Genomic DNA, 24,533 nt, shown 5'->3' with positions numbered 1-24,533 from the left:
CATTGAGTGGGGCGGCCAGTTGATAGTTACATCGGCTAACTATATAGTTTCCTGAGGTAACAATCAGCAAGGGACTACCGTGACGATTCCATCCGCCGATCTCGATCTGGATGATGTCCAGACCATTCGCCGCCGCCTGCGCTACGACCGAGACCATCCGAACTACAAATGGATCGCGCTGACCAACACCACCATCGGTGTGCTGCTCAGCGCGGTCAACGCCTCGATCGTGCTGATCTCGTTGCCCGCGATCTTCCGAGGCATCGGACTGAATCCGCTGGAAGCGGGCAATGTCGGCTATCTGCTGTGGATGCTGATGGGCTATCTGCTCGTCACCGCGGTGCTGGTGGTGATGTTCGGGCGGCTCGGCGATATCTTCGGGCGCGTCCGGATCTACAACCTCGGCTTCGCGGTCTTCGCGGTTACTTCGGTCGCGCTGTCGTTCGATCCATCCCACGGTGGGTCGGGCGCGATGTGGATCATCGTCTGGCGCGTGCTGCAGGGCATCGGCGGCGCAATGCTGACGGCCAATTCGACGGCCATCCTCACCGACGCCTTCCCGGCCAAACAGCGCGGTACCGCACTCGGCATCAATATGGTTGCCGCGGTGGCGGGCTCCTTCCTCGGCCTGATCATCGGTGGCGTGCTGTCGGAATGGGATTGGCGCGCGGTGTTCTGGGTCAGCGTGCCGATCGCGGTGATCGGCTCGATCTGGTCCTACCGCTCACTGCACGAGGTAGGCACGCGAACCAAGGGCAAGGTCGACTGGGCGGGCACCATCACTTTCGGCCTCGGCCTGACCGCACTGCTCACCGGCATCACCTACGGCATCCAGCCCTATGGCGGACATCCCACCGGTTGGTCCAACCCCTGGGTGCTCGGCGCGGTGATCGGCGGCACCGCCCTGCTCGCGGCGTTCTGCGTGGTGGAGACCAAGGTCGCCGAGCCGATGTTCCAGCTGTCGCTGTTCGGCAACCGCGCATTCGGTCTGGGCAATTTCGCCAATCTGATGGTCTCGATCGGCCGCGGCGGCCTGCAGTTCATGCTGATCATCTGGTTGCAGGGCATCTGGTTGCCACTGCACGGCTACGACTACGAATCGACGCCGCTGTGGGCCGGTATCTATCTTTTGCCGCTGACCGTGGGATTCCTTGCCGCCGGACCGGTTTCGGGTTGGCTGTCGGACCGCTACGGATCGCGCGCGTTCACCACCGGCGGCGCGGCGCTGGCCGGGCTCACCTTCCTGCTGCTGCTCGTCATCCCGGTCGACTTCAACTACTGGGTATTCGCCGCGATCGTGCTGCTCAACGGCGTCGGCTGCGGGCTGTTCTTCTCGCCGAATACCGCCGCCATCATGTCGAGCGTGCCCGCGTCCCAGCGCGGTGCGGCATCCGGTATGCGCGGCACCCTGTTCAACGGCGGCAATGCGCTGTCGATGGGAATCTTCTTCTCGCTCATGGTCGTCGGCCTGGCTGCCAGCCTGCCCTCGGCCCTCGACAGCGGGCTGCGTGCCCAGGGCGTGTCCGCGGGCGCCGCATCCCAACTCGCCGACCTGCCGCCCGTCGCGAGCATGTTCGCCGCCTTCCTCGGATACAACCCGATCCAGGAATTGCTCGGACCCAGTGGTGAATTGGCCAAGCCGGGCGTCAATGCGGACACCCTCACCGGTCAGGAGTTCTTCCCGAATCTGCTCACCGGGCCGTTCCACTCCGGTCTGATCGTGGTATTCGTCTCGGCCGCCGTGATGATGTTCCTGGCCGCCGCGGCCTCGTACTTCGCGGGCGATAAGTACGTCGAGGAGGAACTGGCCGAAATCGCCGAGGCCGACGAACTCGTCGCCGCGCGCTGACGCACGGCTGGTGTCTGCCGCGCCCGGACTCTACTGTCTGGGCCATGAACTCGCTGCCCGTCGCGCCCGTGGTGGCGGTCCTCGGATTCGTCGCGGCGATCACCATCGGCCGGTGGTTCCTGGTCGCCGACACCCTCAGCGACCAGCTCATCAATCGCGCACTAGCCTGGGATCTGGTCGGTCTGCTCATCTTCATCTGCGTCGGTCGGCTCGGTCGGGCTGATCTAGCGCTCGATCTGTTCACGATCTTCGGTGCGCTGGCGGTGGCGAATGTCTTCGGATTCGCACGATTGCTCGATGGCGGGGACGCGCGCACCGCGGTACGCCGGCAGCGCACCTACGACAGGACCGCCCTTGCGTCCGGATGTGTTGTGCTGGTCGGCATTGTGGCTTCGCACCTGGACTGGGGGCTGACCATTTGGTCGCTGACCACGGTGCCGACCGCCTTGTCCGGCATGCTGATGACGCGGGCCTGCGTGCGAGAGTTGCGCGCCGCCGGCCTCACCGTGCAGGAGCGACTGACCTACGGCGCACTGCTGATCGTCGCCGTGTATGCCGCGATCTCGACAGTGGTCTCGCTCGTGCGGATGACCAACGGAACTCGACCAGATGAGCAGGGGTTGATCTGGTCTATCGGAACCTACGCGACATTGTTCCTGCTCACCGCCCTGATCGCGATCCCGCTGTGGAATGCGTTGCTGGCTCGGGCGGAACTGGACCGGGCCGGGCGCCGCTGTCGCCGACTGCGTCCGCTGTGGCAGGCGCTCACGGATGCTGTACCCGAGGTAGTGCTGGCCCGGCCGAGCGGCGGTTCCGCGTCGCGGCTATATCGGATGACGGTCGAAATCCGGGATGCGCTGGTGCGATTGCGGCCGTACGCACCGGATGCCGAGGCGCACACCGATATTCGCGAATACGCGCGGTGTATCGCGCATGCCGTGCAGGCAAAAGCTGCTGGTGAGTCCCCGGCGATGTCCTCCGGCCGCGCTACTCCAGCCCTACGCGATCGAACCGATGAACTCAGGTACCTGCTGGACATGGCCGCGGAATGGCCGAAGGCCCACGCACTGGTGCGCCTCGAATCTCCGGCGCGCTGAAGCTATTTCGCCGCATTGGCGAAGGCGGGCTCCAGCTTGTTCAGCAGATAGGGCACCGATAGCGCGGTCGGCTGGTTAACAGCGCTGATCTCCTGCACCGTGAGGAAGACCACCGAACCCTTCTGCACCGCGGGCAGATCGGCGTATCCGGGCAACTGTCGGTACTTGTCGTCCATACCGGGGGAGTAGCCCGCGAGCAGCAGATCGGCGGTGAGCTCGTCGACCCGCTCCGGGGACAGCGCCAGCCGGCCCTGATTCGACGGCCGGTCGGTGAGGTTCTTCGGAATGGTCAGTCCGAGCTGGGTGAAGATCTTGCTCGACCCGTCGTTCGGATCGGTCAGCACCATCAGCTGGGCCGGGCTCGCCAACCAGGTGCTCGCGAAGGTCTTGTCCTTCAGGCCCGGATTGGCCTGGCCGATGGATTCCACCTTCTTGTCCACATCGGTGATCACCCGCGTCGCGTCGTCTTCCCTGTGCAGTACCTTGCCGAGCGCGGTCACCAGGTCCTGCCACGGTTGGATCGACGACGAGGTGAGTGCGGGCAGCGTCGGGGCGACCTTGGACAGCTCGTCGTAGGTCTTCTGGTCGGCCAGGAATCCGTCCACCAGAATCAGATCCGGCTCCAGCGCCGCGACCTGTTCGGCGATATTGCCGCTGGTATTCAAGGCCTTCGCCGATTCGAGCGACTTCGGCTCCCACGCCGGCGTGCTCTTGGATACCGAGGCGACATTGTCGACATAGCCGACCGGGGTGACGCCGAGCGCCAGCGTCGAATCCAGCCACTGATTCCCCAGCGTGACAATCTTTTTCGGGGTGCCCTGCACCGTTGTCGTGCCGCGGGCGTGGTTGATGGTGACGGGTGCGCCACCGTCGGATTCCGCGTCATCGCTCGACGACCCGCAGGCGGCGATACCCAGGGTCAGCGCACCGGCCAGCACGGCAACCACCGCCCGCTTCCAGCCACGAGACGTCCGAACAGGCTCCATCGTCACCCTCTCCTTCATCGAGGAATTCCCCGACTCGGCTCCCTTCGAGCCCGCAATAGCAAAGGCCAGCCTAACCTACATTGCTCACGGCACTCTCCCTGACTTGCTGATCGCTGTCATGTCATTTGTTGTGAACCTATTGAACGTGCCGCTATCTAGCGGTACGTTAAATGACGTCAATAATGATCCTCTCGTCCGGGAGGCATCGACGTCGAACCCGTGAGCACACGGGTCTTCGCACGACTGACGCATACCGAATTGAGGTTAGTTCCGATGAACCAAAAGAGTTCCGCCCGACGCGTCCGCCCCATGGTCGCCCGCATCGCCATCACCTCCGTGCTTGCCCTGGCCCCGATCGCCGCGGTCGCGGGCCCGGCGCTCGCCGATACGACCGACACCCAGGGCCCGGCGATCGTGCAGGTGGACCAGGCTGACGACATCCACGGTCACGGCGGCTGGGGTCATGGTGGCTGGGGCGGCCACGGTGGCTGGGGCGGCAACGGCGGCTGGGGCGGTCACGGCGGCTGGGGCCAGCACAGCTACCCCGGCTACCCCAGCTACCCCGGCTACTTGTTCGGCTGGCCCGGCTACTTCCCCCGCCCCTCCACCGGCAGCGCCTTCTGACCCGCTCGCCTCGGCGGCGAACCCTATTCGCTCGCGAGCGTTTCTCCGCGAATGAAGCCCGGCGTAGGGGCCGGGCTTCATGGGAGGCGATTGTCAGAGGGTGATGCGCTGGTTTTCCGGGAGGAAGAGTTTGTCGCCTTCCTTGACTGCGAAGGTGTTGTAGAACTGGGCGATATTGCGCACGATCTGGTTGCAGCGGAATTCGTTGGGGGCGTGGACATCCTGGAGCAGGCTGATGGTGGATTCCTCGGTCTGCTTTTCGCGCCAGCTGCGCGCGTGGGAGAAGAACATCTGCTGGTAGTCGGGGTCGATGCCCTCGCGTTTGGCGGCGATGCGGTAGGCCTCGACGGCGATTTGCAGGCCGCGCAGGTCGGCGAGGTTTTCGCCCACGGTGAGCGCGCCGTCGACGTGGTATTTGGGATCGAGGCCCTCAGGGACCAGCACGTCGAATTGGTCGATCAGCTGTTTGGTCTTCGCCTCGAATGCGGCCAAGTCTTCGGGCGTCCACCAGTCGCTGCGGTTACCGCTGGCGTCGTATTTGCGGCCCTGGTCGTCGAAGCCGTGGCCGATTTCGTGGCCGATGGTCGCACCGACGGCACCGTAATTGACCGCGGTCGTCGCGTCCTTGTCGAAGAACGGGGGCTGCAGATAGGCGGCCGGGAAGGTGATCTGGTTGCTGGTGGGTGAGTAGTAGGCATTGACGGTCTGCGGCGACATACCCCATTCGGACTTGTCGACCGGAGTGCCGAGCCGGTTGAACGCCTTCTTGGATTCGAAAGCATTGACGGCGCGCAGGGATTCGATCAGCTTGCCCCTGGTGATCTTCAGCGCGGAGTAGTCGTCCCACTTATCCGGATATCCGATCCTGGCCTCGATCTTGTCCAGCTTGACGATCGAAGCATCCCTGGTCGGCTTGGACATCCAGGTCGAATTGGTGAAGTTCTCCCGGTAGGCGGCCATGAGGTCGGCCACCATCTCCTTGGCCCGATCCTTGGCAGTCGGCGGAAAGTACTTGTCCACATACAGTTTGCCGAGTTGGTCACCGAGATTGTCGTTGACGACCCCGACACCGGACTTCCAGGTCTCGGGCCGCTCCTCGATTCCGCTGAGCACCTTGCCGACGAATTCGAACCGCGCGTCGCGGATCGCCTTGGGCAGGAATCGGGCGTACTCCGCAATCACATTGACCCGCAGGAACTCTCGCCACAACGCGATATCGGTGTCGGCCCAAAGTTGCGCGGCGGCGGTCACGAACGACGGCTGCGCCACCACGAGCTTGTCGAACAGCGAGCGCGGCCGATCGGTATTGCCCGCCATCCACGGATCCCAATCGAATTGCGGTCCGAGCGCGACCAGATCATGCCAGCTCATCACGTTGTAGGTGGCATCGGTATTGCGATTGCGCACGCTGTCCCAATGCGCCGCCGCGATCTTGGTCTCCAGATCGAGCATGCGCTGCGCGATCCCCGCCGGATCGGCGAGGCCCGCGCCCGCGGACATCTTCTCGAGGTAGGTCTTGTAGCCCGCGAGCTGTTTGGCGTATTCCGGCTTGCGGTAGTACTGCTCGCTCAGCGTGATACCCGACTGACTGACGGTGGGGATGTAGGCGTTGGAGTCCTTGCGATCGATGCCGACTCCGATGCCGATCAGCCCGGCGATCGGCAGCTCCGCCATCACCTTGGCCAGATCCGGTTTGGTCGCCGCGCCGTCGATCTTGGCGAACAGATCGGTCAGCGGTGTCAGGCCGAGCGTTTCGAAGGCGGCCTCATCCAGGCGCGCGTCGTAGAGATCGCGAATCTGCTGCGCCTCCGAACCCGGCTTCGGATCCTTGATGCCCTCGATGATCTCGCGCAGCTGATCCAGTGTCCGGTCGCTCGCATCGCTGATCGCGCCGACCGCAGCCTTATCCGGCGGCAGCTGGTACTCCCGCAGCCACTTGCCGTTGACATGCCGGTACAGATCGTCCTGCGGACGGATCGGCTCGTCCGCGCCGCCCATATCGACCCCGGTGAGCCGCACCGGCTGCTCATCCTTCGAGCAGGAGACGAGAGCGACGGCCGCGGGCACCACCCCGAGCGCGACCAGGAAGGCACGACGGTCCATTCGACCGAGACGACCGGTTGATGTCACGAGGATTTCCTCTCCCGATGCGGTCCCGGCCGCATCCTCGTCAGGCGCGATAGTGCTGGCCCGAGGCTACCCGCCTCCGGCGTTGCCAGCCCGTCGGATCAGAGCGAGACTCGCTGGTCCTGGGCCAGGTACAGCTTGTCGCTCGGTTCGACGGCGAAGGTGGTGTAGAACTCGTCGATATTGCGGACCACCTGGTTGCAACGGAACTCGTTGGGTGCGTGTGGATCCATGGCCAGTCGCAATTCCATATGCTGCTTCGTCGATTTCTCCCGCCAGATCCGGGCCCATGACAAGAACAGCGTGCGGTTGTCCGGGTTGCCCTTGCCGTCGCGTTTATCGGCGATGCCGAGGGCGGCCAGGGCGATACCGAGACCGCGCAGATCCGCGAGATTCTCCCCGACCGTGAGCGCGCCGTCGACGTGCCTGCTCGGGTCGAGACCCGTCGGGACCAGCGCGTTGTACTGCTCGATGAGCTGCTCGGTCTTGGCATCGAATGCGGCCCGGTCCTCAGGGGTCCACCAGTCGCGCAGATTGCCGTCACCGTCGTAGCGTGAACCCTGATCGTCGAACCCGTGTCCGATCTCATGACCGATAACCGCTCCGATCGCGCCGTAATTGACCGCGGTCGCAGCATCCGAGTCGAAGAATGGCGGCTGCAGAATAGCGGCCGGAAACGTGATCGAATTGGCATTCGGGTTGTACATGGCATTCACGAGCTGCGGCGGCATTCGCCATTCGGACTTGTCGACCGGGGTGCCCAGGCGCGCGAAACCGCGCTTGGTTTCGAAACGCTGTGCGGCGCGGACGGATTCGATCAACTTGCCGCGCGTGATCGTCAATCCCGAGTAGTCGATCCAGTTGTCCGGATAGCCGATCTTGGTGACGATCTTGTCGAGTTTCGCGATGGCGGCCTGTCTGGTCGGTGGCGACATCCAGGTCGAATCGGTGAAGTCGGCCCGGTAGGCGGATATGAGATCGGCGACCATCGCCAGAGCGCGCTCTTTGGCCGTGGGCGGAAAGTATTTGCGCACATAGAGTTTCCCGAGCTGCTGGCTCAGGTTCTCATTCACGGTGGCGATGCCGTCCTTCCACAGTTCCGGACGCTCCTGCGACCCTTGCAGCACCTTGCCGACGAAATCGAATTCGGCATCGGCAATGGCCTTGGGTAGCAGTGCCGCGAACTGTTTGACCACCGCCATGCGCAGATACTCCCGCCAGGCCGCGATATCGACCTCGGCCCAGAGCTTTCCGGTCGTCGTCACGAACGACGGCTGACCGACTACCACGCGATCGAACAGTGCGCGCGGTCGGTCGGTATTGCCCGCCAGCCACGGCTCCCAATCGAATTGCGGTGCGAGCGCGGTCAATTGGGCCCAGCTCATCGGGTTATAGACAGCATCGGGATTGCGCAGCCGAACATCGTCCCAGTAACCGGCGGCGATCTTCGTCTCCAGCTCGAATACCCGCTGGGCGGTGCCCGCCGGATCGGGAAAGCCCGCGCTCGCAGCGACTCGTTGCAGATAGGTTTGATAGGCAGCACGCTGCTCGGCGTATTCGGGCTTGCGGTAATACTTCTCGCCCATATTCGGGTCGATACCGGACTGGGCGATGTTCGCGATGTATTCGGCCGAGTTCTTCTCATCGACCCCGACGGACAAACCCATGAGCCCGCCTATCGGCAGCCCGCCCATCACCTTCGCAAGATCCGGTTTGGTCGCCGCGCCGTCGATCGCCGCGAACAGATCCGCCAGCGGGGTCACGCCGAGCCGCTCGATTTCGGCCAGATCGACGCGGGCGTCGTAGAGATCGCGGATCTGCTGCTCGGCGGTCCCGGCCGTCGGCTCGTGGATGCCATCGATGATCTCGCGCAGCTGCTGTTCCACCCGGTCGCCGACTTCGTCGAAGGTGGTGTAGGACGGCTTATCCGGCGGCAGCTGATAATCGCGCAGCCAGCCGCCGTTGACGAATCGGAAAAGATCGTCCTGCGGGCGAACCGCCGGGTCCTCGCCCCGCATATCGGCCCCGGTGAGCTGCACCGACTGCTCCCGGGCGCAGGAGACCAGCGCCGTGGTGGTCGGAATCACCCCCAGCGCGACCAGGAAGGTGCGACGACCGAGCCGGGCGGAACGCGCGGACGAACTCAAAAGGGACCCCCATATTCAGCGAGATGCGGAATGTGCAAAGTTCATCTGGTGATCTTGCTCGTCTCGAGGGTAGTAACGGGACAGCCCGCGAGCACTTATCCGCGCGGGTTTCACAGCGGAAGTTCAGGCTGCGCTCGCGGGACCCTGATTTGGGTCCGACCTGGCATTCACCTACACTGAACCGGTTGCCTGCGGGAGCTGTGCCCGCAATCCGGCCGCGAACCCCCAGTGGTTGATCCATCCGATCGAGAAAACCGCTGGCAGGCGCGCGTTCGGGTGGTGACACGACCATGCCCGTCGGGTCGGCAATCCGGCGTGCGTATACATCCAGGTCAAGGAGGCTGAAGTGATTCAGCAGGAGTCGCGACTGCGCGTCGCCGACAACACGGGTGCGAAGGAAATCCTCTGCATCCGCGTTCTCGGTGGTTCGTCGCGTCGCTATGCCGGCATCGGCGACATCATCGTCGCCACCGTCAAGGACGCTGTCCCCGGCGGCAACGTCAAGAAGGGCGAGGTCGTCAAGGCCGTCGTCGTGCGCACCGTCAAGGAGCGTCGTCGCCCGGACGGTTCGTACATCAAGTTCGACGAGAACGCGGCCGTGCTGATCAAGGCGGACAACGACCCGCGTGGCACTCGTATCTTCGGCCCGGTCGGCCGCGAGCTGCGCGAGAAGAAGTTCATGAAGATCGTTTCGCTGGCTCCGGAGGTGCTCTGACATGAAGGTGCACAAGGGCGACACGGTGCTGGTCATCTCGGGTAAGGACAAGGGCGCCAAGGGCAAGGTCATCCAGGCCTACCCGAAGGAGAACCGGGTCCTGGTCGAGGGCGTGAACCGCATCAAGAAGCACGTTGCCAACTCCACCAACCAGCGTGGTGCCTCCTCGGGCGGCATCGTGACCCAGGAAGCTCCGATCCACGTGTCCAACGTGATGGTCGTCGACTCCGACGGCAAGCCGACCCGCGTCGGCTACCGGACGGACGAGGAGAGCGGCAAGCGGGTCCGGATCTCCCGTAAGAACGGGAAGGACATCTGACATGACCACCTCCGAAAAGACTCAGCCCCGTCTGAAGGCGCGCTACCGTGCCGAGATCAAGGACGCGCTGAACAGCGAGTTCAACTACGCCAACGTGATGCAGATTCCGGGCGTGGTCAAGGTCGTCGTGAACATGGGTGTCGGTGACGCCGCGCGCGACGCCAAGCTCATCAACGGTGCGGTCCGGGATCTGGAACTGATCACAGGTCAGAAGCCCGAGATCCGCAAGGCCACCAAGTCGATCGCGCAGTTCAAGCTGCGTGAGGGCATGCCGATCGGCGCGAAGGTCACCCTGCGCGGCGACCGCATGTGGGAGTTCCTGGACCGCCTGGTCTCCATCGCGCTGCCGCGTATCCGCGACTTCCGCGGTCTGTCGCCGAAGCAGTTCGACGGCAACGGCAACTACACGTTCGGCCTGAGCGAGCAGTCGATGTTCCACGAGATCGACGTGGACTCCATCGACCGCCCGCGCGGTATGGATATCACCGTGGTGACCACCGCGACCAACAACGAAGAAGGCCGTGCCCTGCTCAAGCACCTCGGCTTCCCGTTCAAGGAGAACTGACGATGGCCAAGAAAGCACTGCGAATCAAGGCCGAGGCCAAGCCGAAGTTCGGCGTTCGCGCCTACACCCGCTGCCAGCGCTGCGGTCGCCCGCACGCGGTGTACCGCAAGTTCGGCCTTTGCCGCGTGTGCCTGCGCGAAATGGCGCACCGCGGTGAGCTCCCGGGCGTGCACAAGAGCTCCTGGTGAGCCCGCGCTCCTCGTGAGCGCCCAGCACTGAATACCAACCGAAGGCACGGACTCACCCGAGTCCGTGCCTTCGGCTGTTTCCTTGTGCTCTCACCGAGCGTCCAGGTACGGCGGGCTTGGAAAGTATGCGGCGATTTGTCGAGCCGGCGACCGAACCGGATTCAGCGAGCGTGCGGCGTGGCGGTGGTTATTTCGCGGCGTGAGCGGAGGTCGAGTTTGGCCAGGATGTTCGACACGTGGGACTGGATTGTCCGGCGGGACAGGTACATTTGGGCGGCGATATCCGCATTGGACAGGCCCTCGGACACCTGTGCGGCGACTTTGCGTTCAGTGTCGGTGAGGGCGGCCCAACCAGATTTAGGGCGGTTGCGTGGGCCGCGGGCGCCGCGGCGGATTCCGTATGGTCGCACCCGGGCCACCGCGCGAGCGGAGTCCCAGGATGCGCCTAGGCCGGAATACAGTTCGACCGCCGCGTCCAGGGCGGTGCGGGACTCGGGTCCGCGCCCTGCTGCGGCCAGTAGGACGGCGGCGTTTTCGTGCGCTTGAGCCTCGAACAGTGGGCGGCCCGATTGTTGAAAGGCGCTCGCTGCGGCGAGGAGACGCTCAGGATCGGAGTCCGCGAGGCCGCGGCACAGCAGGGCCGTTCCGGTTCGTGATGCGGTCGACTGTCGGCTCAGCAGCAGATCGGCGCTCGCCGCCACCGATCGGGCCGCGTGCGCGTCACCGGTCTCCGCGGCCAAGCGCGCGATATCCGGGAAGATGTAATGCAGTGTGGCGGAGGCCAATCCGTCGGCGAGTCGGTTGTGCGTTTCGACGAGTAGTCGCAGTGCCAGGTCGGGGCGGCCGCGCGCCTCGGCAGTCAACGCCTTGACCCACGGATGGAAATGCGCGTATCCGATATTGGCCGGGCGATTGTCCGGTGCGGGCAGGCCGTCGGGGTCCGGCAGGAAGGTGCCGCGGCGAATTCCGATGAGCGTCGCGACGGTGTGCGCGACCGTCGGATATCCGAGCACATCGGGCGTCTGCATACTCGCCGCGCATTCGGCCAGCGCATCGTCCCAGCGCCCGCCCACCAGATACATCCGCGCCTTGGCGACCAGGTTCGAGGTCAGATAGACGCCGCGGAATCGGCGGTTGCGACCGATGGCCGTTTTCAGTATCTCCTCGGCGTCGCCCAGCCGATCGAGTTCGATCAAGCAGTGGGCGTAGAGCGCGTATGGATCGAATTGGTCGGGCCCGGTCCCGTCTTCGAAGAGGGCCGGGATACGCGCGCTCAGATCCAGCGCCTCATCGAGATGGCCCTGGGTATAGCGCACCCCGCCCACCGCCGTGAGTCCGTATCCGGTGGCCAGCGGGTTCCCGGTGCTCTCGCCCAGCGCCACGGCCTGCCGACCGGCCTGCTCGGCCGCAGCGAACCGCTCGAGGAAGAAATTGCCGAGTCCGGACATGCCGAGAAACCGGGCGGCGTTCTCGGCGTCGAGCTGCCTGGTGGACAGCACCTCCTCGGCCACTGCGACCGCATCGGCCAATCGGGCCTGGGCTTGATAGATCTGGGCGAGCAGCCAGCGCAGTTCGATATCGTCGCCGTCCTGCGGTTGGGTGAGCAGCGCCTCACGCACCACCGATTCGGCCTCGGCGACGCTCCCCTCCCAGAGCAAGGCGTGAATTCTCAGGCGGATCAATACTGAACGCATTGCCGGATCGAGATCCGGCGTCGCGGCAACCCGGCTCAACAATTGCTTCGCCAGTTCGGGCGCGCGAACGATCAGCTTGTCGGCGATACCGATCAGCCAACCGATGCTGGCCCGGTCCAATTCGCGGTCGGCGACCGATAAGTAATAGGCAACCCGCTCGATCGGCGCATCGGTCGACTGGAGCGCTTGTCCGGCTTGCTGGAGCAGGTCCGACCGCAATGAAGCAGGCAGCCGATCCGCCAGCGCATGCCGGATCAGATCGTGTCGAAACGCCAACTCGGAGTCGACGCGGACGAGCAGCCCGCCATCCAGCGCTTCCGTCACGGCGCTCCAGGCATCCAGGATTGGGATCTTCAACACCACCGCCAGGTCCGCGACATCAATGGTCGGACCGAGGGCCGCGGCCATCGGCAGCACATCCCGGGTCGGACGGGATAGGAAGTCCAGTCGCTGCGTAATCGCTTCGGCCAAGGACGCGGACGTGTTCGCGACGACAGCGCTTGCGGGATCGGCTGTGTCGGCGAACACCTTGATCGCCCCGTCTCGCACCAAAGCGGCCACCAATTCCGTGACATGCAGCGGATTCCCACTGGCCTCGGCCACCTTTTCCAGCAACCGAGGTCCCGGTTCGGCACCGACCAGATGGCGTACCAGTTGCGCGGCATCCGTGGCGGGTAGAGCGCCGAGCCGCAGCACCGAGGCGTGCCGTGCCATGAGTTCGGCCGATAGTGCGGCGAAGTCCGGATCGCGCGGCAGCGGCCGGGCCGCGAGCACCAGCAGCAGCGGCAGCTCGTCGACGAGCGCGCAGAGTCGGTGCAGCAGGGTCAGGCTCGACCGATCCGCCCAGTGCACATCGTCCATGACCAGCGCAGTCGGGCCCGCCGCGCACCAGGTGTCGATCTGGTCCACGATCGCCTCGGCAATGGCGAGTTCATGGGTGGCCGCCACATCGCCCGCGCGATTTCCGCTGCGCAGCGCGTCGATCGGGGCGGTGGTGCCGGTGTCGTCCAGCCATGAGCACGCCGCGGCGAACGGCACGCCCTGACGCAACTCCTCGGCAGCACCGATACGGATATGAAGGCCTGCTGCCGCCAATGGATTTCGCGCCGCTTCCAGCAGTGCCGATTTGCCGATTCCCGGCTCGCCCTCGATCAAAACGACGCACCCGTTACCGGCGACCACGCGCCGTCCGAGTGTCGCTAGAGTTGCCATTTCGGCTTCGCGACCCACGAACGCGGTCGCGAGGGATTCCTGCACGCGGGTGAGTGTAAGGGGCCGGACCCGGATTTTGTCCTGGTAGCGACCTTGCCTACACTAGACCGGTTGCTTGGGCACTTCTGTGTCCACATGTCCTTGATGCGATGCTGCATCGACGTGTGGACGGCCCGCGCACCGAGAGCTCATATGAGAACTCAATCCGGTCGGCAAGTGTCGGCCGGACCGCCGAATTGCTATAGGCCCACGGCTGGCGTGCCGATGTATACGCCGGTGTTGTATGGGAACCGTAGCGAGAAAGGTGTCAAGGTCGAACTATGACCATGACTGATCCGATCGCAGACTTCCTGACGCGTCTGCGCAACGCCAACTCGGCGTACCACGATCAGGTGAAGGCTCCGCACTCGAAGCTCAAGGCGAATATCGCCGAGATTCTCAAGCGCGAGGGTTACATCGCCGACTACCGGACCGAGGACGCGCCCGTGGGTAAGACCCTGGTCGTCGACCTCAAGTACGGCCAGAGCCGTGAGCGCAGCCTGCAGGGTCTGCGCCGCGTGTCGAAGCCGGGTCTGCGTGTGTACGCGAAGTCCACCAACCTGCCCAAGGTCCTGGGCGGCCTCGGCGTGGCGATCATCTCCACGTCGACCGGTCTGCTCACCGATCGTCAGGCGGCCAAGCAGGGCGTGGGCGGCGAAGTCCTCGCCTACGTCTGGTAAGGGAGGTAGGACAAATGTCGCGTATTGGTAAGAAGCCCATCGCCATTCCTGCCGGTGTCGAGGTCGCCATCGACGGCCAGAGCGTGGCGGTGAAGGGTCCCAAGGGCACCCTGACCCACGTTGTCGCCGAGCCGATCACCGTCACCAAGGGTGAGGACGGCCAGCTCGAGGTTGTCCGCCCGGATGACCAGCGCCAGAACCGCTCGCTACACGGCCTGACCCGTACCCTGGTCGCCAACATGATCGAGGGCGTCACCAAGGGTTACGAGAAGAAGATGGAAATCTTCGGCGTCGGTTACCGTGTGGCGGCCAAGGGCTCCAATCTGGAGTTCGCCCTCGGCTACTCGCACCCGGTGCCGATCGAGGCCCCGGAGGGCATCACCTTCGCGGTGGAATCGCCCACCAAGTTCTCCGTGTCCGGTATCGACAAGCAGAAGGTCGGCCAGATCTCCGCTGTCATCCACGGACTGCGTAAGCCCGATCCCTACAAGGGCAAGGGCATCCGCTACGCCGGCGAGGTCGTTCGCCGCAAGGTCGGAAAGACGGGTAAGTGATCATGGCGCAAACCGAAAATCAGAAAGCCAAGCGCATTCCGCGTGGCAAGGACGTGTCGACGACGCGTCGTCTGTCGAAGACCCGCCGTCACTTCCGTCTGCGCAAGAAGGTCGTCGGCACCACCGTGCGTCCGCGTCTGGTGGTCAACCGCTCCTCGCGTCACCTGCACGCACAGCTCATCGACGACTCGAACGGCAAGACCATTGCCGCCGCGTCCTCGATCGAGGCCGATGTGCGCGCACTGGATGGCGACAAGTCGGCCAAGGGCAAGAAGGTCGGTCAGTTGATCGCCGAGCGTGCCAAGGCCGCGGGCATCGAGGCCGTCGTGTTCGACCGTGGTGGTCACGACTACCACGGCCGCATCGCGGCGCTCGCCGATGCCGCTCGCGAAGGTGGGTTGAAGTTCTGATGACTGCAAACAATTACGGAAGGAACGTCTGATGCCGGGACGTCAGAGGCGTGACGGCGGCAACGGACCCGCCGGACAGCAGAACGGTGCCGCCGGTGGCGGCGACAGCCGGGACGGCCGCGGCGGTGGCCGCGATCGTCGTGGCGGTGGTGACCGTCGTGACCAGCAGGCCGACAAGAACCAGCTCGAGCGCGTCGTCGCGATCAACCGCGTCTCCAAGGTCGTGAAGGGTGGTCGTCGCTTCAGCTTCACCGCCCTGGTGATCGTCGGTGACGGCAACGGTCTGGTCGGCGTCGGCTACGGCAAGGCCAAGGAAGTTCCCGCGGCCATCCAGAAGGGTGTCGAGGAGGCTCGCAAGGGCTTCTTCCGCGTTCCGATGATCGGCTCGACCATCACCCACCCGGTGCAGGGTGAGGCGGCGGCCGGTGTGGTCATGCTGCGTCCGGCCTCGCCCGGTACCGGTGTGATCGCCGGTGGTGCGGCGCGTGCGGTGCTGGAATGCGCTGGTATCCATGACATTCTGGCGAAGTCGCTGGGTAGCGACAACGCCATCAACGTCGTGCACGCGACGGTTGCGGCACTCAAGATGCTGCAGCGTCCGGAAGAGGTCGCGGCCCGTCGTGGTCTGCCCCTCGAGGATGTTGCCCCCGCGGGCATGCTGCGCGCACGCGCTCAGGCAGCGGGAGGTGGCAGGTAATGGCAGATCTCAAAGTTACTCAGATCAAGTCGTCGATCGGCGCCAAGGCGAACCAGCGGGAGAGCCTTCGTACGCTCGGCCTGCGCAAGATCCGCCAGACCGTGGTTCGTGAGGACAACCCTCAGAACCGTGGGCTGATCAACGTCGTGCGCCACCTCGTAACAGTTGAGGAGGTCTGACATGACCATCAAGTTGCATCACCTGCGTCCGGCTCCCGGCGCCAAGACCGAGAAGACCCGCGTGGGTCGCGGTGAGGGCTCCAAGGGCAAGACCGCGGGCCGCGGTACTAAGGGCACCAAGGCTCGCAAGAACGTCCCGGCCGCCTTCGAGGGTGGGCAGATGCCGATTCACATGCGGCTGCCCAAGCTCAAGGGCTTCACGAACCGGTTCCGCGTGGAATACCAGGTCGTGAATGTCGGCTCGATCGCCAAGCTGTTCCCCGAGGGCGGCGCGGTCGGCAAGGCGGAGCTGGTGGCTGCCGGCGCGGTTCGCAAGAACCAGCTGGTCAAGGTTCTCGGCGATGGCGAGATCGGCGTCGCGGTCCAGGTGACCGTCGACAAGGTGACCGGCGCCGCCAAGGAGAAGATCACCGCGGCCGGTGGCACTGTCACCGAGCTGGGCTGACGGTACTCTGACACTAAGTGGCACCGGACGAGTGAAGGCTCGTCCGGTGCCACTGTTAGAGTTCAATTGTTGTCTGCCAAAGCCTCGTCATGGGTTATTTCCATGGCATGACCATGTCGTTCGCCAGGAGGATCTGTGCTTTCCGCCTTCGTATCGGCCTTCCGGACTCCGGACTTACGGCGGAAGATTCTCTTCACGCTGGGGTTGATCGCGCTGTACCGCTTGGGTGCGTCGCTGCCGTCCCCCGGTGTCGATTACAAGAGCGTCCAGGAATGTATAGACCTGGTCTCCGGCGGTGATTCCGCCGGTATCTATCAGTTGATCAACCTGTTCTCCGGTGGTGCGCTGCTGCAGTTGTCGGTCTTCGCGATCGGCATCATGCCCTACATCACCGCGAGCATCATCATCCAGCTGCTCACCGTCGTCATCCCGCGCTTCGAGGAACTGCGCAAAGAAGGCCAATCGGGCCAGAACAAGATGACGCAGTACACCCGCTACCTCTCGATCGCGCTGGCGATCCTGCAGGCCACCGGTCTGGTCGCGCTTGCGGCCCGCGGCCAGCTACTGCAGGGCTGCCAGAAGGACATCCTGGCCGACACCAGCATCTTCGGCATGGTGATCATCGTGCTGGTGATGACCGCCGGTGCCGCACTGGTCATGTGGTTCGGCGAGCAGATCACCGAGCGCGGCATCGGCAACGGCATGTCACTGCTGATCTTCGGTGGTATCGCCGCACGCATCCCGAACGAGGGCAACAACATTCTGCAGAACCGCGGTGGACTGGTCTTCGGTCTGGTCTGTGTCGCCGCGTTCGCCATTGTCACCGCGGTCATCTTCGTCGAGCAGGGCCAGCGCCGAATTCCGGTGCAGTACGCCAAGCGTGTGGTCGGCCGCAAGATGTACGGCGGTTCCTCGACCTATCTGCCGCTGAAGGTCAACCAGGCCGGTGTCATTCCGGTGATCTTCGCGTCCTCACTGTTGTACCTGCCGAACCTGGTCGCGCAACTGACCTCCTCGAAGGCCGCCACCGATAAGAGTTGGTGGCAGGAGATCATCCAGAAATACCTGGTGAACCCGGGCAACCCCGTTTACATCGCGATCTACTTCGGTTTGATCGTGTTTTTCACCTACTTCTATGTCGCGATCACCTTCAACCCGGAGGAACGCGCGGACGAGATGAAGAAGTTCGGTGGGTTCATTCCGGGATATCGTCCCGGTCGGCCCACCGCCGACTACCTCAATTTCGTATTGAGCCGCATCACCCTCCCCGGCTCGATCTACCTCGGTCTCGTAGCCGTCCTGCCGAACCTTTTCCTCGATATCGGCGCGTCCGGTGGCACCCAGAACCTTCCGTTCGGTGGCACCTCGGTGCTGATCATGGTGAGTGTCGGCTTGGACACCGTGAAGCAGATCGAAAGCCAGCTGATGAATCGAAATTACGAAGGGTTCCTCAAGTGAGACTTGTACTGCTCGGACCGCCGGGAGCCGGCAAGGGTACCCAGGCCGATCTCCTGTCGGACAAGCTGGGCGTCCCGCACATCTCCACCGGGGACCTGTTCCGCACCAATATCTCCGCCCAGACGCCGCTGGGTCGGGAGGCGCAGAAGTACATCGACGCGGGCGATCTGGTGCCGAGCGATGTGACCAACCGCATGGTCGAGGCTCGGGTCGCCGAGCCGGATGCCGCGAACGGCTTTGTGCTGGACGGCTACCCGCGCACTGTCGATCAGGCCGACGCGCTGGAGAAGATCCTCGCGGATATGGATAAGAAGCTCGACGCGGTGCTCTGTTTCGTCGTGCCCGAGGACACCGTGGTCGCCCGGATGATGGCACGCGGTCGCAAGGACGACAACGAGGATGTGATCCGCAACCGGCTCCGGGTGTACCGCGAGGAGACCGAGCCGCTGCTGGAGCATTATGACGGTCTGGTCGTCTCGGTCGACGGTGTCGGTGAGATCGACGAGGTCAACGCACGCGCACTGCGCGCCCTGGGACACTGAGGCCGGATGGTCTTCAACCGCAAGAAGAAGGTCGTGCCGTTCCGGACGGCAGGCGAACTGGATGCGATGGCGGCGGCTGGCGCGATTGTCGGCCGCGCGCTCGTCGCGGTGCGCAAGGCGGCCGAGCCCGGTGTTTCCACGCTGGAGCTGGACGAGATCGCCGAGCAGGTGATCCGCGATGCGGGCGCTGTGCCATCGTTCAAGGGTTATCACGGCTTTCCGGGTTCGATCTGCGCATCGGTGAACGACCGTGTGGTGCATGGGATTCCGACATCGTCGGAAATTCTGAGCGAAGGTGATCTGGTCTCGATCGACTGCGGCGCGATTCTCGAAGGCTGGCACGGTGATTCGGCCTGGACCTTCGGTGTCGGCACGATCATCGAGGCCGATCAGCTGCTCAGCGATGCCACCAAGATGTCGATGGAGGCGGGGATCGCGGCCATGCTGCCCGGCAATCGGTTGACCGATGTCTCCCATGCCATCGAGATGGGGACGCGCGCGGCCGAAAAGCAGCACGGCCGGGCCTACGGCATCGTCGACGGTTACGGTGGGCACGCCATCGGCCGGGAGATGCATATGGATCCGTTCCTGGCCAACGAGGGTGCGCCGGGTAAGGGGCCGAAACTCGTTGTCGGATCGGTGCTCGCGATCGAGCCGATGCTGACGTTGGGCACTACGCAGACGAAGGTGCTCGACGACGACTGGACCGTGGTGACGCTGGACGGTAGTCGGGCCGCGCACTGGGAACATTCGGTTGCGGTTACCGAGGATGGGCCGCGGATTCTTACGGTGCGTCCGGACTAAGAGCGGTATACCGCACATTCCTGCCCCGGTAGCGTTGGTGGTATGAAGCTTTGACGTGTCGCGGAGCGGTCACCTGTCCGACACACCGAGATCGGTGACGTGGCGCGGCGAGGAACCGAGTCGCACCGACGCCCGCAGGTCGTAAATGTCTGGTACTCAACGGCTTCGGACACAATGCGTCCGCCGCATGACCTGACATTACCCAGCTCGCGCTGGATCGGTGACGTCGTTCCTTGCACCCGCGCTCGTGCGTCTTACCGCACTTCGGGGGTCATCCTGGGGACTCGACCGCAACCACTGTGGCGATTATTTCTCCTCCGATTCGTACTGAACTCCGGCGATGGAAGAAGCGTATGGCCGGCGGAGGGGTGCTCACCCGAGTAGGTAGCTACTCGAATTCCCTTGTGGGATTGCGTAGTTCCGCGGCGAACAGCGGTCGTTCGATGGGCGCTTCAGGAGCGGCGATAGAGGTCTGCGCACAGCTCAGGGGCGGTGCTGCGGGGTTCGCGACGTGTCGAGTAGGTAGCGGCTTCCGCTAGACGACGCGTCCCGGCTCAATTCGGCTGCGGTGCTGGGTATCCGGGCGGCGTACGGCGCGGATGACGTCGGTGCGGATGGGCAGGTCGAATTCGCCCGCCGCGGTCTCTGGCCTGCCACGCAGGTAGTCGGAGATTCGTTCGAGCAGCTCGTTGCGTGCCTGTGCGGGGATGACCAGCGTGTGCGAATGCGTTCCGATTGTCGCGGTGAGGGATTCGGCGGTGCGGCGCTGGCGGTGTGGAAAGTCGGCCCGCTCGAAGTTCTCGAACAACGGATGTTCGGGCAGTCGCGCGGGCAGCAGCTCCTGCGGCGGTAAGGACGCGGCCGACCGAGTTACCTTGTGCAACTCCGCAACCCATTCGACGCCGAGGTCATCCTCATTCCACAGCGCGGCGAAGACTCCGTTCTCACGCAGTACCCGCGCGATCTCCGGAAATGCTCGCTCCTTGTCGAACCAGTGGAATGCCTGCCCGGCCACTACCGCGTCCACCGAGCCGTCGGCTAATGGAATCGCCTCTGCCGCACCGGCCGACGCGATCACCTCGGGAAAGCGACGGGCCAGTTCGGCGCGCATCGCGGCATCGGGTTCGACGGCGATCACTTCCGCGCCGACGGCGAGCAGCCCCTCGGTGAGTTTGCCGGTGCCCGCGCCCAAATCGAGGACGACCGGTGTCTTGGTGTCAACCGGCCCCAACGCCCAGCGAATGCTTTCGGTGGGATAGTCGGGGCGATGCTCCGCATATGCCGCGGCATGTGCGCCGAATGAGGAGGCGCGCTCGGCCCGGAGTTGGGCCCGATTCGTTGTTTCGTCAGCAGATTGCGCGAAGTCCGACACGCGACGACGGTACCGCGACCGCCCTCGCCGACGCGGGCCATTTACTGCGCGGATGCTGGGAAATTGGTGGGAGCCAAGGGTGCCAGTTAGCGGACGAGCGCACGATTGATCGCTAGTCGTCGCAACGCCGTGCGCAACCCGCGACGTCCCGGCGTCCGGTCGGTGTCGACGACTGTGGACGAATCGATGCCCTTGAACCTATGTTCGGATGCGGTTTCGGGTGCGTCGTCCGAGGTGGCGATCAGGAGGCTGTCGGGCAGCGCCAGTTTGTGGATGGTACGCAGCGTCAGCAGATATTGGTGCAGTAGTGGACCGGTGGTGTACGGCAGGTCGTACTTGTCGCACAGTGCCCGCACGCGCAGGGCGATCTCGGCGTAGCGGTTGCTCGGTAGGTCGGGGAACAGGTGGTGTTCGATCTGGTAGCAGAGGTTGCCGCTGAGGAAGGCCAGCACCCGGCCCGCGTCGAAATTGGCCGTGCCGAGCATCTGGCGCAGATACCACTCCGGTTTGGTCTCGTGTTCCAGGACGGTCGCCGCGAATTTCTCTGCGCCGTCGGGGAAATGCCCGCAGAAGATCACCAGATAGGCCCATAGGTTACGCAGGACATTGGCGCTGGTGTCCGCGGCCAAGGTGCGCCGCCAGTGTCGCCCGCTGAACGCGGGGAACACCAGGTAGTCCTTGCCGGCTTGCCTGGCGATCTTGCCGAGGAGCGCTCTTGTCTGCATCGCCTGCTGGGCAGGGGTCGCCGCGCGCAGGCGTTCGGAGTCGAGACCGTGCAGCGCGATACCCCACTCGAAGCCGGCCGCCAGCACCAGGTTCAGCAACGGCTGCAGCAGATTCCCTGGGCGCCAACGGTCATCGCGGGTCACGCGTATGACACCGAATCCGATGTCCTCGTCCATGCCGAGCACATTCGTGAAGACGTGATGGCGATAGTTGTGCGAATAACGCCATTGCGATGACAGCCCCGCCATATCCCATTCCCAACTGCTGGAATGGATTTCCGGGTCGTTCATCCAATCCCATTGGCCGTGGCAGACATTGTGGCCGATCTCCATGTTCTCGATGCTCTTCGCTACAGCCAAACCGGCAGTCCCGAGGATCCAACCGGTTCGCTTGCGACTGAGACCGATGATCAGTCGCGACGCGGCGTCGAGTGCACGCTGGAAGACGATCGTGCGGCGGATGTAGGCGGCGTCCCGCGCACCGCGCTGATCGGTGATATCGCGGCGAATCGCATCCAGCTCATCGCCGAATGCCTCGATATCGGCCGCGCTCAGATGCGCGTAGGCAGCGACCTGTGTGATTGCCATTCGTCATGCCCCTGATTCGGTCAGCGTTTGAACATGTCTCTCAGCGAATTCGAGAAGCGGTCGACCATGCCGTGGGGAGGTTTGCCACCAATATCGGTTCGACGCCGACTGTCTTCGTTCGGTCTGGCGAACAGCTTCCGCAAGCTTGCGCGAACCACCCGAACCCGCTGCGCGATCTTGTCTACGATCGTCATCGCAATGTTCCTGTCTCGGGATTGCGCGGTGTCGGTCTCGGACAGCCCAAACCGGCTGACCAGCCGCTATACGATTCGGTATATCCACAGCTTAGGCCCTATCTACGCCGGCTGTCTACGGCGTAGGCTTACATCGTTAACAGTTGTGCTGTTTATCGAGAGGTGCTGAATGGGATGAACGGAATCAGGGAAGGACCCATCGGTTCCCCCAAGAATCCGGAAGGTCGCGCGCACCGCGCCAACGGGGGGAATCCGCCATTGACCAGGGCCGTGATGCTGGCGGCCGCGCTCGAGATCATCGACCGCGATAGCGTCGACCGGCTATCTATGCGACGTCTCGGCGCAGCCCTCGGCCGGGACCCCATGGTGCTCTACCGGCATGCCGCGAATAAGGCGGCGCTCCTCGACGGTGTCGCCGAGATCGTTTTCGAGCAGCTGACCGTCGACACCACCGACCGCGACTGGCGCCACCAACTGCGCAGTATCGCGCGGAACTTCCGCCGTCTAGCGGTCGAGCACCCGAATGTCGTTCCGTTGCTGGTAACTCACCCGCTGGCCACCCCGCTCGGGCGCCGACCGGCAGGCACACTGCGTCCGCTCGAGGACATCCTCATGCTGCTCACCCGCGCCGAATTCACCGGCACCGATGCGCTGCACATCTATCGTGCGCTGTTCGGCTTTCTCTACGGCCACATTCTCAATGAGCGACAGGAACTCGTCGAACGCCCCGAAGAGACAACCGACCTGCTGCGCCTGGGCTTGTACCGCCTGCCGATCGGCGAATTCCCACTGCTGCGCAGCCTCGCCACCGACTTGGCCGCCTACGACGGCGTCGCCGAACTCGAACAGGGCCTGGACATTCTGCTCACCGGCCTCGCCGCCACCATGACCCGGTCGCCACGCGGCCGAGAGAGGAGCGTCGACCATGACGCACCAATTGACCCGAACCGAATCGGGTAGACACCCGCCGAATCCTCGTCCGCTGCGACAGGAACTCGAATTCACAATGGACGCAACCGGTTCGGTCGACGGAGTGTGGCGTCCGCGCGGCAATGACCTGGTGGCCGAACTGCCGGAACTGCTCACCGCGGTTGCGACCCGACTCGGCCCGATCCATCGAGTGATCTATCACCTCGACGAATGGGCCGCAGCACCAAGGAAACTCGCCAGTGGCGGGCGCCTGGTGCGGCTCGACGGCTACCGGCACAAGGCCCGGCATACGCTCAGTATTCTCGGCGTCAGTGGTGCTCAGCTCACGCTAGCGGTGGTTACCCCTGCTGACATTGAAACGATTGCGGCACAGCAACGTTGGGACTCCGAAGGCGGGGCGGGGGCCTGAGTGGCCAACGATCATTGCCGGTGGCCCGGCAGCGTCGCCGCGAGTCCGGTGAGCAGAATATCGAGACCTCGTTCGAGTTCGGTGGCGCCGTCATAGGCCGCCAGCACCGGGGCGAGCTCGCGCAGCAATGGGAATTTCGCGATGGGCAGCCGATGCAGCCCGAGGCGCAGCACCTCGTCGGTTTCCTCGGGATGCTCCACGATCTCCTGCAACTCGTTGAGCACGTGACCGTAGAGAAAGCCGAACAGTGCACGGTAGATGTGCAGGGCATCCGCACCGGAAAACCCGGCGCGAGTGAGCAGCGCGAGGATGTCCTCGAGCGGACGGACCACCGCCTGGGGGCGCAGCCCCAACGGAGTCGCCAACGGCCGGGTCACCAGCAGTGGTACCGCCTTCGGGTGGGCCAGTGCCAAGCGTCGGAAATCGCGTGCGACCACTCGCAATTGAGCGGCCCAGTCCGCGGCGAAGGCATCGACCGACAACTGCGCGAAGACGACCTCGGCGACGCCGTCGAGCACCGCGGCTTTATTGGCCACATGCCGGTAGACCACCATCGGATCCCGGCCTACCGCCTCGGCCAGCCGCCGCATCGAGAGCCCGTCGACCCCGTCCCGATCGACGATCTCGAGCGCCGCGTGCAGCACCGTCGCCCTGGTCACCGGACCGCGGCTCCGTCCTGCGGTGGCCGGGGCGGGCCGCCCGGATCGGGAGTTCGTGTGAGCGGTCGGTGGTTCGGTCATTTCGAAGCATTCTCCAGTCCTCAGCATCTTCGCTGTAGGTCAGTATCGTAGACCTACAGCGTTGACATTACGGCATAACCGGCGTCTACTGGAAGCATCAACAGATCTGAGGATCTGCGTCATCGTCGTCGTCACCGGATTGGTGCTCATGCTCGCGGGCACCAGCGGCCACCCATCCGCGGTCGCCGCCACTGCTACTGACCGTCCAGACGGCACGCGGGCACCGTCGCGCATTCCCGCGATA

The 24,533-nt window shown here is 64.3% G+C and carries 25 protein-coding genes; 18 read left to right on the top strand and 7 right to left on the bottom strand.

The window, feature by feature from the left end; genetic code table 11:
- The first annotated feature begins 79 nt into the window (after positions 1–79).
- Positions 80–1,849, top strand: a complete 1,770-nt coding sequence (locus AB0J47_RS33540; protein WP_364355467.1) for an MFS transporter — start codon at positions 80–82, stop codon at positions 1,847–1,849.
- Between the two features lie 44 nt (positions 1,850–1,893).
- Complete coding sequence (locus tag AB0J47_RS33535) at positions 1,894–2,946, top strand: MAB_1171c family putative transporter (RefSeq protein WP_364355464.1); 1,053 nt, start codon at positions 1,894–1,896, stop codon at positions 2,944–2,946.
- Between the two features lie 2 nt (positions 2,947–2,948).
- Here the strand turns inward: AB0J47_RS33535 and AB0J47_RS33530 are convergent, their stop codons facing one another.
- Entirely contained in the window at positions 2,949–3,932 is a 984-nt protein-coding gene (locus AB0J47_RS33530; RefSeq protein ID WP_364355461.1) for an ABC transporter substrate-binding protein, read from the bottom strand.
- Between the two features lie 273 nt (positions 3,933–4,205).
- Here AB0J47_RS33530 and AB0J47_RS33525 point away from each other — a divergent pair, with 273 nt between their 5' ends.
- The gene (locus tag AB0J47_RS33525) at positions 4,206–4,556 is read left to right on the top strand and encodes a hypothetical protein (protein WP_364355458.1); all 351 of its coding nucleotides are present in this window, start codon (positions 4,206–4,208) and stop codon (positions 4,554–4,556) included.
- Between the two features lie 93 nt (positions 4,557–4,649).
- On the opposite strand, the gene AB0J47_RS33520 is transcribed toward AB0J47_RS33525, so the two are convergent.
- Positions 4,650–6,686, bottom strand: a complete 2,037-nt coding sequence (locus AB0J47_RS33520) for a M13 family metallopeptidase (RefSeq protein ID WP_364355455.1) — start codon at positions 6,684–6,686, stop codon at positions 4,650–4,652.
- Positions 6,687–6,784: 98 nt separating this feature from the next.
- On the bottom strand, positions 6,785–8,830 hold the full coding sequence (locus AB0J47_RS33515; protein WP_364355452.1) for a M13 family metallopeptidase: 2,046 nt from the start codon (positions 8,828–8,830) through the stop codon (positions 6,785–6,787).
- A gap of 346 nt (positions 8,831–9,176) precedes the next feature.
- Between AB0J47_RS33515 and rplN the strand changes: the two genes are divergently transcribed.
- The 4 genes from rplN to AB0J47_RS33495 are packed head-to-tail and all read left to right on the top strand — an operon-like array spanning position 9,177 to position 10,617.
- Complete coding sequence (gene rplN / locus AB0J47_RS33510) at positions 9,177–9,545, top strand: 50S ribosomal protein L14 (RefSeq protein WP_040686591.1); 369 nt, start codon at positions 9,177–9,179, stop codon at positions 9,543–9,545.
- Between the two features lies 1 nt (position 9,546).
- Positions 9,547–9,864 carry a 50S ribosomal protein L24 gene (gene rplX / locus AB0J47_RS33505; RefSeq protein WP_062983172.1) on the top strand — a complete coding sequence of 106 codons (318 nt, stop codon included), beginning with the start codon at positions 9,547–9,549 and terminating at the stop codon, positions 9,862–9,864.
- A 1-nt stretch (position 9,865) separates the two neighbouring features.
- The gene (gene rplE, locus AB0J47_RS33500; protein WP_062983164.1) at positions 9,866–10,429 is read left to right on the top strand and encodes a 50S ribosomal protein L5; all 564 of its coding nucleotides are present in this window, start codon (positions 9,866–9,868) and stop codon (positions 10,427–10,429) included.
- A gap of 2 nt (positions 10,430–10,431) precedes the next feature.
- On the top strand, positions 10,432–10,617 hold the full coding sequence (locus AB0J47_RS33495) for a type Z 30S ribosomal protein S14 (RefSeq protein WP_188829844.1): 186 nt from the start codon (positions 10,432–10,434) through the stop codon (positions 10,615–10,617).
- A 161-nt stretch (positions 10,618–10,778) separates the two neighbouring features.
- Here the strand turns inward: AB0J47_RS33495 and AB0J47_RS33490 are convergent, their stop codons facing one another.
- Positions 10,779–13,568 carry an AAA family ATPase gene (locus AB0J47_RS33490; RefSeq protein ID WP_364355445.1) on the bottom strand — a complete coding sequence of 930 codons (2,790 nt, stop codon included), beginning with the start codon at positions 13,566–13,568 and terminating at the stop codon, positions 10,779–10,781.
- Between the two features lie 275 nt (positions 13,569–13,843).
- Between AB0J47_RS33490 and rpsH the strand changes: the two genes are divergently transcribed.
- From rpsH to map, 9 genes are all read left to right on the top strand, one after another.
- Positions 13,844–14,242, top strand: a complete 399-nt coding sequence (rpsH, locus tag AB0J47_RS33485) for a 30S ribosomal protein S8 (protein WP_327095437.1) — start codon at positions 13,844–13,846, stop codon at positions 14,240–14,242.
- Between the two features lie 14 nt (positions 14,243–14,256).
- The gene (gene rplF / locus AB0J47_RS33480) at positions 14,257–14,796 is read left to right on the top strand and encodes a 50S ribosomal protein L6 (protein WP_364355442.1); all 540 of its coding nucleotides are present in this window, start codon (positions 14,257–14,259) and stop codon (positions 14,794–14,796) included.
- 2 nt (positions 14,797–14,798) lie between these two features.
- Positions 14,799–15,206 carry a 50S ribosomal protein L18 gene (gene rplR / locus AB0J47_RS33475; RefSeq protein WP_364355439.1) on the top strand — a complete coding sequence of 136 codons (408 nt, stop codon included), beginning with the start codon at positions 14,799–14,801 and terminating at the stop codon, positions 15,204–15,206.
- Positions 15,207–15,237: 31 nt separating this feature from the next.
- A complete protein-coding gene (rpsE, locus tag AB0J47_RS33470; protein WP_364355436.1) occupies positions 15,238–15,903 on the top strand; it encodes a 30S ribosomal protein S5 in 666 nt (221 codons plus the stop codon).
- Entirely contained in the window at positions 15,903–16,082 is a 180-nt protein-coding gene (gene rpmD, locus AB0J47_RS33465; protein WP_062983142.1) for a 50S ribosomal protein L30, read from the top strand. Before rpsE ends, rpmD begins: the two co-directional genes overlap by 1 nt.
- Position 16,083: 1 nt before the next feature.
- Entirely contained in the window at positions 16,084–16,527 is a 444-nt protein-coding gene (rplO, locus tag AB0J47_RS33460) for a 50S ribosomal protein L15 (RefSeq protein ID WP_062983140.1), read from the top strand.
- 135 nt (positions 16,528–16,662) lie between these two features.
- Entirely contained in the window at positions 16,663–17,985 is a 1,323-nt protein-coding gene (secY, locus tag AB0J47_RS33455) for a preprotein translocase subunit SecY (RefSeq protein WP_364355431.1), read from the top strand.
- Complete coding sequence (locus AB0J47_RS33450; RefSeq protein ID WP_364355428.1) at positions 17,982–18,527, top strand: adenylate kinase; 546 nt, start codon at positions 17,982–17,984, stop codon at positions 18,525–18,527. Before secY ends, AB0J47_RS33450 begins: the two co-directional genes overlap by 4 nt.
- 6 nt (positions 18,528–18,533) lie before the next feature.
- The gene (map, locus tag AB0J47_RS33445) at positions 18,534–19,331 is read left to right on the top strand and encodes a type I methionyl aminopeptidase (protein WP_364355425.1); all 798 of its coding nucleotides are present in this window, start codon (positions 18,534–18,536) and stop codon (positions 19,329–19,331) included.
- Positions 19,332–19,866: 535 nt separating this feature from the next.
- On the opposite strand, the gene AB0J47_RS33440 is transcribed toward map, so the two are convergent.
- Positions 19,867–20,703, bottom strand: a complete 837-nt coding sequence (locus tag AB0J47_RS33440; protein ID WP_364355422.1) for a class I SAM-dependent methyltransferase — start codon at positions 20,701–20,703, stop codon at positions 19,867–19,869.
- Positions 20,704–20,789: 86 nt separating this feature from the next.
- Positions 20,790–22,016 carry a fatty acid desaturase gene (locus AB0J47_RS33435; protein WP_364355419.1) on the bottom strand — a complete coding sequence of 409 codons (1,227 nt, stop codon included), beginning with the start codon at positions 22,014–22,016 and terminating at the stop codon, positions 20,790–20,792.
- A gap of 368 nt (positions 22,017–22,384) precedes the next feature.
- On the opposite strand from AB0J47_RS33435, the gene AB0J47_RS33430 reads away from it, so the two are divergent.
- Both AB0J47_RS33430 and AB0J47_RS33425 read left to right on the top strand, forming a co-directional pair.
- Entirely contained in the window at positions 22,385–23,170 is a 786-nt protein-coding gene (locus AB0J47_RS33430) for a TetR/AcrR family transcriptional regulator C-terminal domain-containing protein (protein WP_364355416.1), read from the top strand.
- A complete protein-coding gene (locus AB0J47_RS33425; protein WP_364355413.1) occupies positions 23,136–23,549 on the top strand; it encodes a DUF5994 family protein in 414 nt (137 codons plus the stop codon). The genes AB0J47_RS33430 and AB0J47_RS33425 overlap by 35 nt, the downstream gene beginning before the upstream one ends.
- Before the next feature lie 11 nt (positions 23,550–23,560).
- Here AB0J47_RS33425 and AB0J47_RS33420 read toward each other — a convergent pair whose 3' ends face one another.
- Positions 23,561–24,289, bottom strand: a complete 729-nt coding sequence (locus AB0J47_RS33420) for a TetR/AcrR family transcriptional regulator C-terminal domain-containing protein (RefSeq protein ID WP_364355411.1) — start codon at positions 24,287–24,289, stop codon at positions 23,561–23,563.
- Positions 24,290–24,533: the final 244 nt, after the last annotated feature.

Source organism: Nocardia sp. NPDC049737, assembly GCF_040674755.1.
GTDB lineage: Bacteria > Actinomycetota > Actinomycetes > Mycobacteriales > Mycobacteriaceae > Nocardia.
The sequence above is the reverse complement of the archived record's forward strand: the minus strand, read 5'-3'. Positions and strand labels throughout refer to the sequence as shown.